Annotated in this window: 15 protein-coding genes; 6 read left to right on the top strand and 9 right to left on the bottom strand. The window is 68.6% G+C overall.

Annotated elements, in window-relative coordinates; translation table 11 throughout:
* Positions 1–6: 6 nt before the first annotated feature.
* On the bottom strand, positions 7–1,191 hold the full coding sequence (locus N8A90_RS24765) for an ABC transporter substrate-binding protein (protein WP_262077945.1): 1,185 nt from the start codon (positions 1,189–1,191) through the stop codon (positions 7–9).
* A gap of 268 nt (positions 1,192–1,459) precedes the next feature.
* Here N8A90_RS24765 and N8A90_RS24770 point away from each other — a divergent pair, with 268 nt between their 5' ends.
* Positions 1,460–2,836, top strand: coding sequence for a phospholipase D-like domain-containing protein (locus tag N8A90_RS24770; RefSeq protein ID WP_262077946.1), 1,377 nt, complete (start codon positions 1,460–1,462; stop codon positions 2,834–2,836).
* Between the two features lie 3 nt (positions 2,837–2,839).
* Here the strand turns inward: N8A90_RS24770 and N8A90_RS24775 are convergent, their stop codons facing one another.
* On the bottom strand, positions 2,840–3,982 hold the full coding sequence (locus N8A90_RS24775) for an ROK family protein (protein ID WP_262077947.1): 1,143 nt from the start codon (positions 3,980–3,982) through the stop codon (positions 2,840–2,842).
* Between the two features lie 145 nt (positions 3,983–4,127).
* Here N8A90_RS24775 and N8A90_RS24780 point away from each other — a divergent pair, with 145 nt between their 5' ends.
* Positions 4,128–5,651 carry a glycine betaine ABC transporter substrate-binding protein gene (locus N8A90_RS24780; protein WP_410087744.1) on the top strand — a complete coding sequence of 508 codons (1,524 nt, stop codon included), beginning with the start codon at positions 4,128–4,130 and terminating at the stop codon, positions 5,649–5,651.
* Between the two features lies 1 nt (position 5,652).
* On the opposite strand, the gene N8A90_RS24785 is transcribed toward N8A90_RS24780, so the two are convergent.
* Both N8A90_RS24785 and N8A90_RS24790 read right to left on the bottom strand, forming a co-directional pair.
* Complete coding sequence (locus N8A90_RS24785) at positions 5,653–6,306, bottom strand: glutathione S-transferase (protein ID WP_262077971.1); 654 nt, start codon at positions 6,304–6,306, stop codon at positions 5,653–5,655.
* A gap of 35 nt (positions 6,307–6,341) precedes the next feature.
* Positions 6,342–6,956 (bottom strand): LysE family translocator, encoded by a 615-nt coding sequence (locus N8A90_RS24790; RefSeq protein ID WP_262077948.1) that lies wholly within the window; start codon positions 6,954–6,956, stop codon positions 6,342–6,344.
* Positions 6,957–7,049: 93 nt separating this feature from the next.
* On the opposite strand from N8A90_RS24790, the gene N8A90_RS24795 reads away from it, so the two are divergent.
* Positions 7,050–7,508 (top strand): Lrp/AsnC family transcriptional regulator, encoded by a 459-nt coding sequence (locus N8A90_RS24795; RefSeq protein ID WP_262077949.1) that lies wholly within the window; start codon positions 7,050–7,052, stop codon positions 7,506–7,508.
* A gap of 138 nt (positions 7,509–7,646) precedes the next feature.
* Here the strand turns inward: N8A90_RS24795 and N8A90_RS24800 are convergent, their stop codons facing one another.
* From N8A90_RS24800 to N8A90_RS24820, 5 genes are all read right to left on the bottom strand, one after another.
* Positions 7,647–9,083 (bottom strand): aldehyde dehydrogenase family protein, encoded by a 1,437-nt coding sequence (locus N8A90_RS24800; RefSeq protein WP_262077950.1) that lies wholly within the window; start codon positions 9,081–9,083, stop codon positions 7,647–7,649.
* A gap of 85 nt (positions 9,084–9,168) precedes the next feature.
* Positions 9,169–10,524, bottom strand: coding sequence for a glucarate dehydratase (gene gudD, locus N8A90_RS24805; RefSeq protein WP_262077951.1), 1,356 nt, complete (start codon positions 10,522–10,524; stop codon positions 9,169–9,171).
* A gap of 15 nt (positions 10,525–10,539) precedes the next feature.
* Positions 10,540–11,451: a 5-dehydro-4-deoxyglucarate dehydratase gene (gene kdgD, locus N8A90_RS24810; RefSeq protein WP_262077952.1), complete on the bottom strand. Its 912-nt coding sequence runs from the start codon at positions 11,449–11,451 to the stop codon at positions 10,540–10,542.
* 41 nt (positions 11,452–11,492) lie between these two features.
* Positions 11,493–12,476, bottom strand: a complete 984-nt coding sequence (locus N8A90_RS24815; protein WP_262077953.1) for a Bug family tripartite tricarboxylate transporter substrate binding protein — start codon at positions 12,474–12,476, stop codon at positions 11,493–11,495.
* Between the two features lie 103 nt (positions 12,477–12,579).
* Positions 12,580–13,359, bottom strand: a complete 780-nt coding sequence (locus N8A90_RS24820) for a FadR/GntR family transcriptional regulator (protein ID WP_262077954.1) — start codon at positions 13,357–13,359, stop codon at positions 12,580–12,582.
* A 94-nt stretch (positions 13,360–13,453) separates the two neighbouring features.
* Here N8A90_RS24820 and N8A90_RS24825 point away from each other — a divergent pair, with 94 nt between their 5' ends.
* Genes N8A90_RS24825 through N8A90_RS24835 form a run of 3 tightly spaced genes read left to right on the top strand, consistent with a single transcriptional unit; the run spans position 13,454 to position 16,250 of the window.
* On the top strand, positions 13,454–14,311 hold the full coding sequence (locus N8A90_RS24825) for an NAD-dependent epimerase/dehydratase family protein (RefSeq protein WP_262077955.1): 858 nt from the start codon (positions 13,454–13,456) through the stop codon (positions 14,309–14,311).
* Positions 14,312–14,329: 18 nt separating this feature from the next.
* Positions 14,330–15,229: an SMP-30/gluconolactonase/LRE family protein gene (locus N8A90_RS24830; protein WP_262077956.1), complete on the top strand. Its 900-nt coding sequence runs from the start codon at positions 14,330–14,332 to the stop codon at positions 15,227–15,229.
* Between the two features lie 43 nt (positions 15,230–15,272).
* On the top strand, positions 15,273–16,250 hold the full coding sequence (locus tag N8A90_RS24835; protein WP_262077957.1) for a TRAP transporter substrate-binding protein: 978 nt from the start codon (positions 15,273–15,275) through the stop codon (positions 16,248–16,250).
* Positions 16,251–16,338 lie beyond the last annotated feature (88 nt).

Here is a 16,338-nt window from a genome sequence, read left to right on the forward strand (position 1 = left end):
CCGCGTTCACTTCGCCTTGCCGGGGTCTTTCACCGCCTTGATCACGTCGAACTCGACGTTGTAGAGCTGGCCGTCCTTCTTCTCGACCTTGCGCAGGTACACGTCCTGCACGATGTCGCGCGTCTGCGCGTCGATCAGCACCTGGCCACGCGGGCTCTCGAAGACCTGGCCCTTCATCTTCTCCAGCAGCGCGGCGCCGTCGCCCTTGCCGCCGGTGGCCTTGAGCGCCTCATAGATCACGCGCATGCCGTCGTAGCCGCCCATGGCCATGAAGTTGGGGCGCATGTTCTTGTTGGCCTTCTGGAAGGCCTCGACAAACTTCTTGTTCATCGCCGACGGGTGCGCCGCCGAGTAGTGGTGCGAGGTGACCACGCCGAGCGCGCCGTCGCCCATGTCGTTGAGCTGGTCGTCGTCGGTCACGTCGCCGGTGGCGATCAGGCGGATGCCGGCCTTGTCCATGCCGCGCTCGAGGAACTGCTTCATCACCGCCGCCCCCGCGCCCGAGGGCACGAAGACGAAGAGCGCGTCGGGCTTGGCGTCGCGCACCTTCTGCAGGAAAGGGGCGAAGTCGGGGTTGCGCAGCGGCACGCGCAGCTTGTCGATCACCTTGCCGCCGTTGAGTTGGAAGCGCTCGCTGAAGAACTTCTCGGCGTCGTTGCCGGGGCCGTAGTCGGACACCAGCGTCACCACCGACTTCACGCCGTTCTTCGGCGCCCAGTCGCCCATGGCGACCGACACCTGCGGCAGCGTGAAGCTGGTGCGCACGATGTACGGCGAGGCCTCGGTGATGCTCGAGGTCGCGGCGGCCATCACGACCAGCGGCGTCTTCGACTGCGTGGCGATGGGCGCGGCGGCGAGCGCGGCCGGCGTGACGCCGAAGCCGGCCAGCACGTTCACCTTCTCGTTGACCACCAGCTCCTGCGCCAAGCGCTTGGTCACGTCGGGCGTGGCGACGTCGTCCTTGACGATCACCTCGATCTTGCGGCCGGCCACGGTGTCGCCGTTCTGCGCGATGTAGAGCTTCACCGCCGCCTCGATCTGCCGCCCGGTCGAGGCCTGCTGCCCGGTCATCGGCAGGATCAGGCCGATCTTGAAGGGCGTGGTCTGCGCCTGGGCGGCGAGCGGCGCGGCCAGTGCGAGGGCGGCGAGGGCGGCCAGGCCGGCGGCCTGGACGAGATGGCGTCGTTGCATGTGTGTCTCCGGTGGGATGGAATGCCGTTTCGCGTCATTGTGGGCAGACGAAACGCCGCCGCGTGCTCCGGCAATCACCTAGGCGCGCGTTGCGACCGGGGCATTCTGCGCGATCTTCACACCGCGTGCGCGGTCATCGCACAACCCGTGGACGGCCGTGCAGACCGTCCCCTTCCCGGGGGCGCCGCCCACGCGCCCGCGAAGGTTCCGCCTGCGCCCGAAGGGGATCACGACGGAGGAAGCCGGCGCGGGGTTAATCTCCGGGGACATGCCGCACCTGCTCGCGCCCTGGCTGCCGTCGCCGTCCCAGCACTTCCTGGTAGTCACCTTCGCGCTGCTCGTCTACGTGCTGACCACCCGCGCGCGGCGCGAGCAGCGGGCGCCGACGACGGCGATCGCCTGGGTCATGGGGCTGCTGCTGCTGCCCTACCTCGCGCTGCCCGTGTACCTGCTGTTCGGTCAGCGCAAGCTCAGGCCCGCGGGCTCGCCGCGGCCGCCGCGCACCCTGCCGGCCGGCCACTGGGCGGCCGAGCTGATCGAGAGCTTCGGCCTGCCGCCGCCGGGGCGGTGCGTCCCGTGCTTCCATGCCGACGGCGCGGCCGCGCGCGAAGCGCTGTGGCAGGTGATCGACGCCGCCCGCGTTCGCCTGGACATCTGCACCTTCATCATCGGCGACGACGCACTGGGCCACGAGGTGGTCGCGCGCCTGGCCCGGCGCGCGCGCGAGGGCGTGCGCGTGCGGGTGCTGCTCGACGGCTTCGGCGCCATCACGCTGCCGCGGCACCACTTCGACGCGCTGCGTTCGGCAGGCGGCCAGGTCGCGGTGTTCCGCCCATTCTTCGGCCTGCGCCGCAGCGGGCCGCGCAACCTGCGCAACCACCGCAAGTTCGTGATTGCCGACGACACCCGGCTGTGGTCCGGCGGGCGCAATCTGGCGGGCGAATATTTCACCGGCAACGATGCCTATCCGGTGCCATGGCGGGACCTCTCCTTCGATCTGCGGGGCAGCGTGGCGGAGGCCGCGGCCCGGCAGTTCGAGCACGACTGGTGCTCGGTGCGCAACGACACGCCGCGCGAGATCGCGCCGACGCACGACATGCCGGACGACGGCTCGCTCGCCCAGTTCCTGCCGAGCGGCCCCGACCAGACGGAGGACACGGCGCACGCGCTGCTCATCGACGCGTGCTTTCGCGCCGAACACCGCATCCTCGCGGTCACGCCCTACTTCGTGCCCGACGACGGCCTGCGCAATGCGCTGCGGCTGGCGGCACGGCGCGGCGTGCAGGTGACCATCGCGATCCCCTCGCGCTCGAACCACCGGCTGACCGACTTCGTGCGCGCGCGGGCCATGCGCGACCTCGCAGGCGCGGGGGTGATCTTCCGCATGCTGCCCTTCATGGCGCATGCCAAGGCCGTGGTGGTGGACGACGAACTGGCGATGTGCGGCTCGATCAATCTCGACCTGCGCAGCCTGCTGCTGAACCACGAGGCCGCGGTGGTGTTCTACGGCCGCGCGCCGATCGACTGGCTGGCGCAGTGGATCGAGACCACCGCGTCGGCCGGCGAGCCCTATCGCGCTCGACGGCCCGGCCTGCTGCGCGACCTGGCCGAAGGCCTGCTGCTGACCGTCGCATTCCAGCTGTAGCGCTCAGCGCCCTGGGTGCCGGGCGGCCTGGGCCGCTTTCGCTTGCCGCTCGGCCTTCTCCTGCCTCTGCAGACGGGCCAGCCGGTCGGGCGTGTTGGTGTAGCTCGCGTTGCCCAGGCCGGTGCCGATGGTGAGCACGGCCCAGTGGTGCACGTCCTGCATGAAGGGCAGCTCGCTCAGGCCCTGCACCACCGCGTCGTTGTGCAGCCGCACCGTGGTCGGCGCGCCGCCGATGGTCGGCAGCTTCTTGCTCAGCTCGCTGGGCAGGTGGAAGGTGTCGCTTTCCCAGTCGCCCGGCAGGTTCTGGGTGCCGCGCGCGATGGAGCCGTCGTCGCGGATGCGCCCCGGGCAGGCGATGCCCACGAAAGGCGCGAGCCGGATCTCCTTCCTCGCGCAGTAGTCGATGAGCGCCTGCAGCATCCCGGACAGGCGGTCGAGCAACCCGCGGCGGCTGGGCCTGTCGTCGGCATGGCGCCATTTGGCGCGCTGAATCACCTTGGCCAGCGACAGGTCCCCGGCCTTCTTGCGCCGCGTCTTCACGATGCCGCAACGCACATTGGTGCCGCCGATGTCGACCGCGAGGATCGCATCGTAGGCGGCCAGCATGTCGGGCGGCACCAGGTGCACCCAGCCGATCAGGCCGCCGTCGTCGACCTCGTGCGACAGGCGCGCGATCGGCACCTTGACCTTCATGTGCTGCAGGATCATCGCGGCCTGCAGGATGGCGCGCTCGCCCACGTCGCTCTCGGGAAAGCCGCCGCCGATCACGATGCGCTGGACCTTGTCCCACGAGGGCTCGCGCAGAAAGCGGCGCACCACGTGGGCCAGTTCCTCGGCGAACTCCTCCATCGCGCCCTCCAGCAGGTCCGCGCCTTCGGAGGCTTTCTTGCGGCCGAGCACCCGGTCGAGTTCCTTCTTGCTCAGGTCGCGCGACGCGACGTCGCCGAAGGGGTCGTCCTTGCGCTTCTGGCGGCGGCGCTTGCGCCATTGCTCCAGCAGCGTCCGGAACGCGGTCTGGCTGGCCGCATCGCCGGCGAAGCCATTCTTGTCGCGCAATTGCAGGCTGTAGCCGTCGACGATGACGGCGGGGAGTTCGCGGGCGCCGTGGGTATCGGCAAGATGGGGCGGCACGGTCTTGGGGGCCATGGGCTCTTTCGAAAATGTGGGAATGCGCAGGGAGATCGAAGCCGCGGGTCGGCCTCCATCCAATGTCGCTGCGCACGCGCCCAAGACGCATCGGCGCCGGGCACGGGTCGCTGTAGGAATGCGGCCTGACCGATACACTGACCGCATGCTGCTGCCGCACCCGCTCCAGCGCGCCTGGCGGTCGGCGCTGCTCCCCTGGCTCTTCCTGGCGATGCTCGCGAGCACGGGCGCCGCGTCGGCGCAAGGCGATGCGCTCCACGTCGGATCGAAGCGCTTCACCGAGTCGTACATCCTGGCCGAAGTGCTGGCGCAGACCGCGGCACCGCACACACCCGTCGCGCCCGTGGTCCGCCAGGGCCTGGGCAACACGGCGATCGTGTACGAGGCGCTGCGCTCCGGTGCGATCGACGTGTATGCCGAATACACCGGCACCATCGCGCTCGAGATCCTGCAGGGTAGCGCCGCCATGACGCGCGCCGAGATGAACGCGCGACTCGCCCCGCTCGGCCTCGGCGTGGCCGTGCCGCTGGGCTTCAACGACGGCTACGCGCTCGCGATGCGCGGCGCCGACGCCGACCGGCTCAAGCTCGCGACGCTCAGCGACCTGGCCCGACACCCCGAACTCAAGCTGGGCCTGTCGAACGAGTTCATCGGCCGCGCCGACGGCTGGCAAGGCCTGGCCGCGCGCTATGGCTTCACGCAGAAGCCCACCGGCCTCGACCACGGCCTGGCCTACGACGCCATCGCGGCCGGGCAGGTCGACGTCATCGACATCTACACGACCGACGCCAAGATCGACCACCTGGGCCTGCGCGTGCTGCAGGACGACCGCGGCTACTTCCCGCGCTACGACGCGGTGCTGCTCTACCGCCTCGACCTGCCGGCCCGGCTGCCGGCCGCCTGGGCCGCGCTGCAGACGCTCGAAGGCCGCATCGACGAGCGCGCCATGATCGCGATGAACGCGCGCGCCGAACTGCAGGGCGCGGGCTTCGACACCATCGCGCGCGACTTCCTCGCCGGCGCCACGGCATCGGAGGGCCAGCGCGGCTTCATGGCCAAGCTGTTCGGCAGCGACCTGGGGCGGCTCACGCGCCAGCACATGGTGCTGGTGGCGGTGTCGGTCGGGCTCGCCATCCTGGTCGGCGTGCCGCTGGCCGTGTGGGTGTCCGCGCATGCACGCACCCGCGCCGTGGTGCTCGGCATCGCCGGCCTGATGCAGACCGTGCCGTCGCTGGCTTTGCTGGCGGTGCTGATCTCGCTGATCGGCAGCATCGGCACCCTGCCCGCACTCATCGCGCTCACGCTCTACGCGCTGCTGCCCATCATGCGCAACACGGTCACCGGTCTGGCCGAGGTGCCGCAAGGCCTGCGGCAGGCGGGCACGGCGCTCGGCATGACGCCACGGCAAGGCATGCGCTTCGTGCTGCTCCCGCTGGCCATGCCGACGCTGGTGGCGGGCGTGCGCACCGCCACGACGATCGCGATCGGCACCGCCACCATCGCGGCCTTCATCGGTGCGGGCGGATTCGGCGAACGCATCGTGACGGGGCTGGCCCTGAACGACCGGCAACTGCTGCTGGCCGGTGCGCTGCCGGCGGCGGCGCTGGCGTTGCTGAGCGAGTTGCTGTTCGAGGCGATCGATCGGCTGCTGCTGCGCCGGCCGGGCTGAATCAGACGTCCCCGAAGACCACCACCGCATCACCCGGTTGCCAGGCCGGAAACTTCGGCATGGCGCTCGCCCAGAGCGAAGATGCTGTGAGCGCCGACAGCCACGCGCTCAACGCAGGCCACGGCGCCGCGGCGAACCAGGCCGCATCGACCTGCGCGAACTGCCGCACGAAGGGTGCGATGGCCATGTCGGCCAGCGCGGGCGCATCGCCGAACAGGTGACGCGACCCGCGCAGCCGCGTCTCCAGCCCGTCGAGGAAGGCAGCGGCTTCGGCCCGGTGCCACAGCGCATCGGCACCCTCGTAGCGGTTCGGGTACTTGTAGCGGTCGAGGTGCCGCTTGAAGCCGCCGTCGCACTGCGCGACGAGCGCGAGCATGTCGTCGGGCGTGCCGCCCGACGGCGTGAGCCAATGCTGCGGATCGCGCTGCGCCAGCGCCCACCGCATGATCGCCAGGCTCTCGTCGATCACCGTGCCATCGACATCGACCAGCACCGGCACCGTGGCCTTGGGCGACGCTTCGCGCAACGCGACCGGCTTGTCGCGCAGCACCACCTCGCGCAGCTCGCAAGCGGTGCCGCTGACCAGCAGCGCGAAGCGGGCGCGCATGGCGAAGGGGCAGCGGCGGAAGGAATAGAGGATGGGCAGCATGGGCAGCGCGGGCAAAGGTATGGACAACGGCCAGGGTGCCGTCATCCCAGGACCGATGTCAGTTGCCACAGCGAAAAGACCACGAGCACTGTGGCGCTGCCCAGGTTGATGCGGCGCTGCCAGCGCAGGTCGAAGCGCTCGCGAAGGCGGCCGACGACGCTGCTGAGGAAGAGCCACCACAGCGCCGAACCGACCAGCACGCCCAGCACCATCGTCCCGGGTGCCGTCACGGACGATCGCCCCGCCATCGCGCCGAAGATCGCGACGAACGAGAGGATCGTCGCCGGGTTGGACAGCGTCAGCACGAAGGTGGACGCGAAGTACTGCCAGCCCTTGCGCGCCGGCGCGCTCGTCGTCGTGCGCGCGGTCACGGGCGCGCGTGCGAGCTTCCAGGCCATCCACAGCAGAAAGCCCGCACCGAACAGCGTGAGCGGCAGACGCACGGCTACCAGGGCCTGGATCAACCAGCTCACGCCGAAGGCGCCGACCGCACCATAGACCGCATCCGCGGCAGCGGCTCCCATACCGGTCGCGAGCCCCGCGCGGGGGCCTTGGTCGAGGCTGCGCTGAATGGTCAGCACGCCGATCGGGCCGACCGGAGCGGCGATCGACAAACCGATCAGCAGTGAAGAGACGAAGACTTTCAGAAGTTCCATGCCAGCGATCGTAGGTCGGCCGCTTCGCGAGCTGAAGTCGATTTTTACGGCACCGGTGAGTGATCGCCAGAATTTTTATGGAGAATCGCGTCGATGACCGAGCCCCTTCAACTCGACGCCAAGGCCTGGAAACTGCTCGAAGCCTTGCAGGCCGATGGTCGCGCGCCGCTCAAGACACTGGCCGAAGCGGCCGGGCTGTCGATCGCTGCGACCGCCGAGCGCCTCAAGCGCCTGCAGGGCGCGGGGGTCATCCGCGGCGTGCATGCCGACCTCGATCCCGCAAAAGTCGGTCTGCCGGTCCAGGCCATCATCGGCATCACGACGGGTCAGCCGCACAAGCAGGCGCTGCTGAAAGCACTGCGTGCACGCGCCGAAGTCCTCGAGTGCCATCACGTCACCGGTGCCGATTCGTACATGATGACGGTCGCCGTGGCGGACATGGCCGCGCTGGAGTCCTTCCTCGGCGACGTCAACCGGTGGGGCGAGACGCGCACCGCGATCATCATGTCCACGCCCATCTTTCGGCGCGGCCCGCGGCACTGGTCGGCCTGAACGCCGGCGGTCGGGGCTCGAGCCTGGCGAGCAGCGGCGGCATCCCCGATGCGCCGCGGACGCCCCCCCCCAAAAAATGCCCGCGGCGCAAGAAGCGCGGCGGGCATGGCATTCAGTGCGGAACGCTCAGGCCAGCGATCAGGCCAACGTATACGCCGTCTTCACGATGGTGAAGAACTCCTGCGCGTACTTGCCCTGCTCGCGCGGGCCGTAGCTGGAGCCCTTGCGCCCGCCGAAAGGCACGTGGTAATCCACACCCGCCGTCGGCAGGTTGACCATCACCATGCCGGCCTGGCTGTGGCGCTTGAAGTGCGTCGCGTACTTCAGGCTGGTCGTGGCGATGCCCGACGACAGGCCGAACTGCGTGTCGTTGGCCGTGGCCAGCGCCTCGTCGTAGTCCTTCACGCGGATCACGCTGGCGACCGGGCCGAAGATCTCTTCGCGGTTGATGCGCATCGTCTTGTCGCTGTCGACGAACAGCGCCGGCGCCATGTAGAAGCCTTCGGTGTCGAGCTTCAAACGGCCGCCGCCCGCGGCCAGCACCGCGCCTTCGCTCTTGCCGATCTCGACGTAGCTCAGGTCCTGCTCGAGCTGGCTCTGGCTCGACACCGGGCCGATGTCGGTGCCCTGCACCAGCGCGTCGCCCACCTTGATCTTTTCCATGCGGGCCTTCATCGCCTCGATGAACTTCGGGTAGATGCCGTCGGTGACGATCAGCCGGCTGGACGCCGTGCAGCGCTGGCCGGTCGAATAGAAGGCGCTCTGCACACTCAGCTCGACGGCCTGCGCCAGGTCGGCGTCGTCCAGGATGACCTGCGGGTTCTTGCCGCCCATCTCGAGCTGCACCTTCTTGTGGTTGGTGGCGCACTGCACCGCGATGCGGCTGCCCACGCCGACCGAGCCGGTGAAGCTGATGGCATGGATGCCGGGGTGGTTGACCAGCGCATCGCCGATCACGCTGCCGCGGCCCATCACCAGGTTGAACACGCCGGCCGGAATGCCCGAGCGGCTGATGATCTCGGCCAGCGCCCAGGCGCAGCCCGGCACCAGGTCGGCCGGCTTCATCACGACGCAGTTGCCGAAGGCCAATGCCGGCGCGATCTTCCAGGCCGGAATCGCGATGGGGAAGTTCCACGGCGTGATCAGGCCGACGACGCCGACCGGCTCGCGCGTGATCTCGACGCCGATGTTGGGGCGCACCGAGGGGAGGGTCTCACCCGCCAGGCGCAGGCATTCGCCGGCGAAGAACTTGAAGATCTGGCCGGCGCGGGTGGCTTCGCCGATGCCTTCGGCCTTGGTCTTGCCCTCTTCACGCGCGAGCAGCGTGCCCAGTTCTTCCTTGCGTGCCAGGATCTCGGTGCCGATCTTGTCGAGCGCGTCCGAGCGCATCTGGATGCCGCTGGTCGACCAGGCCGGGAAGGCGGCGGTGGCGGCGGCCACGGCGGCTTCGACATGCGAGGCGTCACCTTGGGTGTATTCGGCGATGGTGTCGCCCAGGTTCGACGGGTTCAGGTTCGGGCTGTAGCTGTTGCCCTTCTTCCATTCGCCGCCGATCAGGTTGTCGTGTTGTTGCATGTCGGATCCTTGTGGTGAAAAGTGAGAAAGCCGAAGCGAGGGCGCTTCGGCTCGGGAAGAGATGGTGGGTGCCGAGATTAACGCGTCAACGCACCATGCAGGGCCGCTTGTTGTCGAACTGCCAGCCCGGGATCAGGTACTGCATGGCCTGCGCGTCGTTCCGCGCGCCCAGGCCGTGTTGGAGGTACAGCTGGTGCGCTTTCTCGACCTCGTCCATGTCCAGTTCCACGCCCAGGCCGCCTTGCGTCGGCACCTGCACGAACCCGCCCTCGATCTGCAGCGGCGCCTTCGTCAAACGCTGGCCGTCCTGCCAGATCCAGTGGGTGTCGATGGCCGTGACCTTGCCCGGCGCGGCTGCGGCCACGTGGGTGAACATCGCGAGCGACACGTCGAAGTGGTTGTTCGAGTGCGAGCCCCAGGTCAGGCCCCAGGCCTGGCACAGCTGCGCCACGCGCACGGAACCCTGCAGGGTCCAGAAATGCGGATCGGCCAATGGAATGTCGACCGACTGCAGCGACAGGCTGTGCACCATCTCGCGCCAGTCGGTGGCGACCATGTTGGTGGCGGTGGGCAGGCCGGTGGCGCGGCGGAACTCGGCCATCACCTCGCGGCCGGAGAACACGCCTTCGGCGCCGCACGGGTCCTCAGCGTAAGCCATCACGCCGTGCAGGTCGCGCGTGAGGCGGATCGCGTCCTTCAGCAGCCAGCCGCCGTTGGGGTCGAGCGTGACGCGCGCCTCGGGGAAGCGCTCGTGCAGCGCACGGATCGCCTCGACCTCTTCCTCGCCGCGCAGCACGCCGCCCTTGAGCTTGAAGTCGGTGAAGCCGTAGCGCGCATGGCTGGCTTCGGCCAGGCGCACGATGGCCTCGGGCGTCATGGCTTCTTCGTGGCGCAGGCGGAACCAGTCGTTGTCCGCATCGGGCTCGCTGCGGTACGGCAGGTCGGTCTTCTTCCGGTCGCCGACGTAGAACAGGTAGCCGAGCATCTGCACCGCATCGCGCTGCTGGCCTTCGCCGAGCAGCGCCGCGACCGGCACGTTCAGGTGCTGGCCGAGCAGGTCGAGCAGCGCGGCCTCGGCGGCCGTGACCGCGTGGATGGCGATGCGCAGGTCGAAGGTCTGCGTGCCGCGGCCGCCGCTGTCGCGGTCGGCGAACTGCGCGCGCATGGCGTTGAGCATCGCGTTGTGCCGGCCGATCGGCTGGCCGACGATGAGGCCGCGCGCATCTTCCAGCGTCTGGCGGATCTTCTCGCCGCCGGGCACCTCGCCCACGCCGGTGTGGCCGGCGCTGTCTTTCAGGATCAACAGGTTGCGGGTGAAGAACGGGCCGTGGGCACCGCTCAGGTTCATCAGCATGCCGTCGTGGCCCGCGACCGGGACCACGCGCAGTTCGGTGACGACGGGGGTGCCGGACGTCGCAGAGGCGGACTCAGGGCGTGTCATGGGCGACGTCACGCTTCACTGCGGTCCCAGCTTGTCGATCAGCGCCTCGAGCATTTCCATCTCGTCGGGCTTCAGGTCCGTCAGCGGCGGGCGCACCGGGCCGGCACCGTGGCCGACGATCTTCGCGCCAGCCTTCACGATGCTCACCGCGTAGCCCTGCATGCGGTTGCGCAGGTCGAGGTAGGGCATGAAGAAGTCCTTGAGCAGGCGATGCTGCGTGGCCATGTCGTCGTCGCGCACGGCTTCGTAGAACTGCATCGCGGTCTTCGGGATGAAGTTGAAGACGGCCGACGAATACACCGGCGTGCCCATCGCCTTGTAGGCGGCGGCGTAGACCTCGGCCGTCGGCAGGCCACCCAGGTAGGCGAAGCGGTCGCCCATGCGCTGGTAGATCGCGACCATGGTCTCGATGTCGCCGATGCCGTCCTTGAAGCCCACGAGGTTCGGGTTGCGCTCGGCCAGGCGGGCCAGCGTCTCGGGCTTGAAGCGCGTCGAACCGCGGTTGTAGATGATCACGCCGAAGTCCACGCTCTTGCACACCGCCTCGACGTGCGCCGCCAGACCTTCCTGGCCGGCCTCGGTCAGGTAATGCGGCAGCAGCAGGATGCCGTGCGCGCCGGCCTTCTCGGCGGCTTGCGCGCATTCGATGGCGAAGCGCGTCGGGCCGCCGGCGCCCGCGATGATCGGCACCACGCCGCGGCAGGTGTCGACCGCGGTCTGGATGATGCCGGGGTATTCCGCGCCGGTCAGCGAGAAGAATTCACCGGTGCCGCCGGCGGCGAACAGCGCGCTCGCGCCATAAGGTGCGAGCCATTCGAGGCGCTGCTGGTAGCCCTTCTTGTGGAAGTCGCCGTTCGCATCGAAGTCGGTCAACGGGAACGACAGCAGGCCGGAGCCCATGATGGATTTGAGTTCTTGGGGGTTCATCACACGTCCTGTGAATTGAGAAAAAAGAGAGAGGGTGCCGGTCAGTCGAGCTTGAGGTTGGCGTCGGCGACGACCTTGGCCCAGCGCGCGCGTTCCTTGTTGAAGAACTGCTCTTCCTCCGCCGGTGCCATGGTCACGACCTCGGCGCCCTGCCCGGCGAGGCGCGAGCGGATGTCGGCGGCGCGGATGACCGTGATGAGTTCCTTGTTCAGGCGCTGCACCACGGCGTCGGGCGTGCCCTTGGCCACGCGCACGCCTTGCCAGGTGCCGGACTCGAAGCCCGGCACGCCCTGCTCCGCGATGGTCGGCACGTCGCCGATCAACGGCATGCGCGTGCCCTTCGACACAGCCAGCACCTTGAGCTTGCCGCCCTGCACCTGCGGCAGCGTGGCGAGCATGCCGTTCATCAGCACCTGCGTCTGGCCGGCGACCGTGTCCTGGATCGCCTGGACGCCGCCCTTGTACGGCACGTAAGTCCACTTGGCGCCGCTGGCGCGCTCAAGCGCCACGCCGGCCAGGTGCGGTGCGCTGCCGGTAGCCGTCACGGCGAAGTTCAGGTCGCCGGTCTTCGACAGCGCGATCAGTTCCTTGAGGTTGTTCGCCTTCACCGACGGGTGGACGACCAAGAGGTGCGGCGAGTACGCCAGCATGGTCACGCCGCGCAGGTCCTTCGACGGGTCGAACGGCAGCTTGGTGTAGATCGAAGGGCTGATGGCCAGCGCCCCCACGTCGCACAGCAGCAGCGTGTAGCCGTCGGGGGCCGACTTGGCGACGAAGTCGGCACCAAGGTTGCCGTTGGCACCGGGCCGGTTCTCCACGATCACCGGCTGCTTGAGCGCTTCGGACAGCGGCTGGCTGATGGCGCGGGCGATGATGTCCGACGAACCACCCGGCGGGTACGGCACGACGAGCTTGATGGGCTTGGTCGGCTGCCAGGCGGCCTGGGCCACGGCGGCAAGAGGTGCGGCCAGCGCAAGCGTGGCGAGGCAGGCGGAGCCGACGAGGCGGCGGCGAGCAATAGACATTGGGCATCTCCGTTGTTTTGAAAGGCGATCACCCGCTTCACAGCGAAGTGATCAGTCATCGTACAACTCAAGGAATGACTTGTCCAGCATTCCCCGGCCGAATTCAGCCCCGCGCCTCGTCGGCCGCCTGGTCCGCGCGTCGAGCCGCCTCCTGCGCCAGCCGCAGGCGTTCGCGGCTGTTGGTCAGGTGGATGCGCATCGCGGCACGGGCCGACTCGGCATCGCGCCGGGCGATCGCCGCGTAGATCTCCTCGTGCTCGCGGTTGACACGGCTGAGGTAGGCACCGCTTCGATCGGCCGTGCGGATGGCGTTGATGCGGGTGCGCGGAATGATCGTGGTGCCCAGGTGGCTCATGATGTCCGCGAAATACGGGTTGCCGGTCGACTGCGCGATCTGCAGGTGGAAGCGGAAATCGGGCGCTACCGTGTCGCCGGCCACGGCGACGTTGCTCTCGAAGTCGTCCAGCGCCTGGCGCATGGCCTGCAGTTGCTCCTCGGTACGGCGGGTGGCGGCCAGCCCGGCGGACTCGGTCTCCAGGCTGATGCGCAGTTCGAGCACGGCAAGCACGTCGACCGAGGTGGCGATGTCGCCGGCGTCCAGCCGAAAGACGCCACCGGCGCGCTGCGGCAGCACGAAGGTGCCGACGCCATGGTGCGTCTCGACCAGGCCGGCGGCCTGCAGCTTCGACAGCGCCTCGCGCACCACCGTCCGGCTCACGCCGAAGGCCTGCATGATTTCCGACTCGGTCGGCAGCTTGTCGCCGGGGCGCAGCACGCCGTCGCGGATGCGCACACCGAAATCGTCGACCAGGCTGTGCGCCAGCCCCCGCCCACGCTGCCGCGGCCGGGCGACATACGGCACCGAAACCGGGGCATCGGACATGGTGGGAACTTCTGTTGACAGGCGAGCCATGCGCTGATGATAATCGTCCGTTAAGTTGTACGACAACAGATAACTTACGAGAGACAGACAACCGATGAGTGCCTCCGCGCCTGCCGCCGCCTTTTCGATCACGTCGCCCGCTTCGATCGGCACACGCCTGCACCGCCTCCTGCTCACCGGTGCCGCCGGCGGCCTGGGCAAGGTACTGCGCGAACGGCTGCAACCCTACGCCGAGGTCATCCGCCTGTCGGACATCGGCACCATGGCCCCTGCCACGGGCGCCGGGGAAGAAGTCGTGCCCTGCGACCTGGCCGACAAGCAGGCCGTCGATGCGCTGGTGGCGGGCTGCGACGCCATCGTCCACCTGGGCGGCGTGTCGGTCGAGCGGCCCTTCGAAGAAATCCTCGAGGCCAACATCAAGGGCGTGTTCCACGTCTACGAAGCGGCCCGCCGCCACGGCGTGAAGCGCGTGGTGTTCGCCAGCTCCAACCATGTGATCGGCTTCTACAAGCAGGACGAACACATCGACGCCAGCGCGCAGAAGCGGCCCGACGGCTACTACGGCCTGTCGAAGTCCTTCGGCGAAGACGTGGCGCAGTTCTACTTCGACCGCTACGGCATCGAGACGGTCAGCATCCGCATCGGCTCGTCGTTCCCCGAGCCGCTCAACCGCCGCATGATGCGCACCTGGCTGAGCTACCGCGACCTGACGACGCTGATCGAGAAGTCGCTGTTCACGCCGGACGTCAAGCACACGGTGGTCTACGGCATGTCGGCCAACCGCGACGTGTGGTGGGACAACAGCGCCGCCGCGCACCTGGGCTTCGTGCCGCAGGACAGTTCGGAGGTGTTCCGCGACAAGGTCGAGGCACAACCGCCGGTGACAGCGACCGACCCCAACGCCATTTACCAGGGCGGCGCATTCACCGCGCAGGGCCCGTTCGGCGACTGAGCAGTCGGCGCGCGCACCATGCAAGCCGAACTCGTCCTCGACGCCCGCAACGCGACCGGCGAAAGCCCGGTCTGGCACGCTGCCGAACAGGCGCTGTACTGGGTCGACATCCCGGCTCGGCAGCTCCACCGGCTCGTGCCGTCCACCGGCGACCACAGCACATGGACCGGTAACGAGATGCTCGCGTGCGTCGCGCCGCGCGCCGACCATCCGGGGCAATGGATCGCCGGCATGGAAAGCGGCCTCTTCGCCATCGCCCCGAAGGACGACGGCACGCTGGCGACCACGCCGATCGCACGCGCGGCCCATGCGGCCCACGGCATGCGCTTCAACGATGGCCGCTGCGACCGCCAGGGCCGCTTCTGGGCCGGCACGATGCTGATGGACATGGCGGCGGCCCGCATCGTCGGCCGCGTGTACCGCTACCAGCGCGACGTGAACGAGGAAGCCGCGCTGCGCCTGCAGTTCGACGAGTTGATCGTGCCCAACGGCATGGCCTTCAGCCCCGACGGCCGCACGATGTATCTGTCCGATTCGCATCCGACCGTTCAGGCGATCTGGGCCTTCGACTACGACACGGCCACCGGCACGCCGCACAACCGCCGCCTCTTCGTCGACATGAGGCCGCTGCCCGGCCGGCCCGATGGCGCGGCGGTCGACGTCGACGGCTGCTACTGGATCTGCGGCAACGACGCCGGCCTGGTGCACCGCTTCACGCCCGACGGCCGGCTCGACCGCTCGCTGGAAGTGCCAGTGAAGAAGCCGGCGATGTGCGCCTTCGGCGGCGCGCAGCTCGACACGCTCTACGTCACCTCGATCCGCCCCGGCGGCGACCTGTCGGACCAGCCGCTGGCCGGTGGCGTGTTCGCGCTGCGCCCCGGCGTGCAGGGGCTGCCCGAGCCGGCCTGCCAGTTCTGACTTCAAAAGTATTTCGACAACCACCACCCGTAGAGGAAGACAAATGAGACTGCAACGCACACTGATCGCCCTGGCCGCCTGCACTGCCGCCGCGCTGGCGAGCTTCGGCGCGCAAGCGACCGAATTCCGCTCGGCCGACATCCACCCCGACGACTACCCGACCGTCACCGCGGTCAAGTTCATGAGCGAGCGCCTGAAGCAACTGTCGGGCGGCAAGCACACCATCAAGGTGTTCAACAACAGTTCGCTGGGCAACGAGAAGGACACCATCGAACAGACCAAGATCGGTGCCCTGCAGATGGTGCGCGTGAACATCGCGCCGATGAACAACATCTGCGCCGAGACGCAGGTGCCGACCATGCCCTTCCTGTTCCGCTCGGTCGACCACCTGCACAAGGTGCTCGACGGCCCGATCGGCGAAGAGATCCTCAAGAGCTGCGAGAAGCAGGGCTTCATTGGCCTCGCGTATTACGACAGCGGCGCGCGCTCGATGTTCACCGCCAAGAAGCCGGTGCGCAGCTTCGCCGACATGAAGGGCCTGAAGGTCCGAGTGCAGCAGTCTGACCTGTGGGTGTCGATGCTCGAAGCCATGGGCGCCAACGCCACGCCGATGCCCATGGGCGAGGTCTACACGGGCCTGAAGACCGGCCTGATCGATGCCGCCGAAAACAACTACCCCACCTACGAAAGCGCACGTGCTTTCGAAGTCGCGAAGTACTACAGCAAGACCGAGCACTCGATGGCGCCCGAAATGCTGCTGTTCTCCAAGCGCGTTTGGGACAAGCTCACGCCGCAGGAACAGGGCTGGATCCGCCAGGCCGCGAAGGAATCGGTGCCCTACATGCGCACGCAGTGGGAAGCGCGCGAGATCAAGTCGCTCGCCACGGTGAAGGCCGGCGGCGCCGAGATCATCGAGGTCGACAAGGCCCCGTTCCAGGCCGCGATGAAGCCGGTGTATGACAAGTTCATCACCGACGCCAAGCTCAAGGACCTCGTCAAGCGGGTCCAGGACACCAAATAAAGCTCGCCCCCAGGCTTCGCGCACTTCGTGTCGCTTCGCCAACCCCCTACCGGGGGCAACACCAGCGGGCCGGCAGAGCCGGACCCGC

It is taken from the genome of Variovorax sp. N23 (assembly GCF_025486315.1).
In the GTDB taxonomy this organism is placed as follows: Bacteria; Pseudomonadota; Gammaproteobacteria; order Burkholderiales; family Burkholderiaceae_C; genus Variovorax.

Excerpts from the sequence above, each read along its gene's own strand:
- N8A90_RS24825 (WP_262077955.1), top strand. The coding sequence starts at position 13,454 with ATGAGTGCCTCCGCGCCTGCCGCCGCCTTTTCGATCACGTCGCCCGCT.
- N8A90_RS24795 (WP_262077949.1), top strand. The coding sequence starts at position 7,050 with ATGACCGAGCCCCTTCAACTCGACGCCAAGGCCTGGAAACTGCTCGAA.
- N8A90_RS24835 (WP_262077957.1), top strand. The coding sequence starts at position 15,273 with ATGAGACTGCAACGCACACTGATCGCCCTGGCCGCCTGCACTGCCGCC.
- N8A90_RS24770 (WP_262077946.1), top strand. The coding sequence starts at position 1,460 with ATGCCGCACCTGCTCGCGCCCTGGCTGCCGTCGCCGTCCCAGCACTTC.
- N8A90_RS24820 (WP_262077954.1), bottom strand. The coding sequence starts at position 13,359 with ATGTCCGATGCCCCGGTTTCGGTGCCGTATGTCGCCCGGCCGCGGCAG.
- N8A90_RS24815 (WP_262077953.1), bottom strand. The coding sequence starts at position 12,476 with ATGTCTATTGCTCGCCGCCGCCTCGTCGGCTCCGCCTGCCTCGCCACG.
- N8A90_RS24765 (WP_262077945.1), bottom strand. The coding sequence starts at position 1,191 with ATGCAACGACGCCATCTCGTCCAGGCCGCCGGCCTGGCCGCCCTCGCC.
- kdgD (WP_262077952.1), bottom strand. The coding sequence starts at position 11,451 with ATGAACCCCCAAGAACTCAAATCCATCATGGGCTCCGGCCTGCTGTCG.
- N8A90_RS24780 (WP_410087744.1), top strand. The coding sequence starts at position 4,128 with ATGCTGCTGCCGCACCCGCTCCAGCGCGCCTGGCGGTCGGCGCTGCTC.
- N8A90_RS24775 (WP_262077947.1), bottom strand. The coding sequence starts at position 3,982 with ATGGCCCCCAAGACCGTGCCGCCCCATCTTGCCGATACCCACGGCGCC.
- N8A90_RS24830 (WP_262077956.1), top strand. The coding sequence starts at position 14,330 with ATGCAAGCCGAACTCGTCCTCGACGCCCGCAACGCGACCGGCGAAAGC.
- gudD (WP_262077951.1), bottom strand. The coding sequence starts at position 10,524 with ATGACACGCCCTGAGTCCGCCTCTGCGACGTCCGGCACCCCCGTCGTC.
- N8A90_RS24790 (WP_262077948.1), bottom strand. The coding sequence starts at position 6,956 with ATGGAACTTCTGAAAGTCTTCGTCTCTTCACTGCTGATCGGTTTGTCG.
- N8A90_RS24800 (WP_262077950.1), bottom strand. The coding sequence starts at position 9,083 with ATGCAACAACACGACAACCTGATCGGCGGCGAATGGAAGAAGGGCAAC.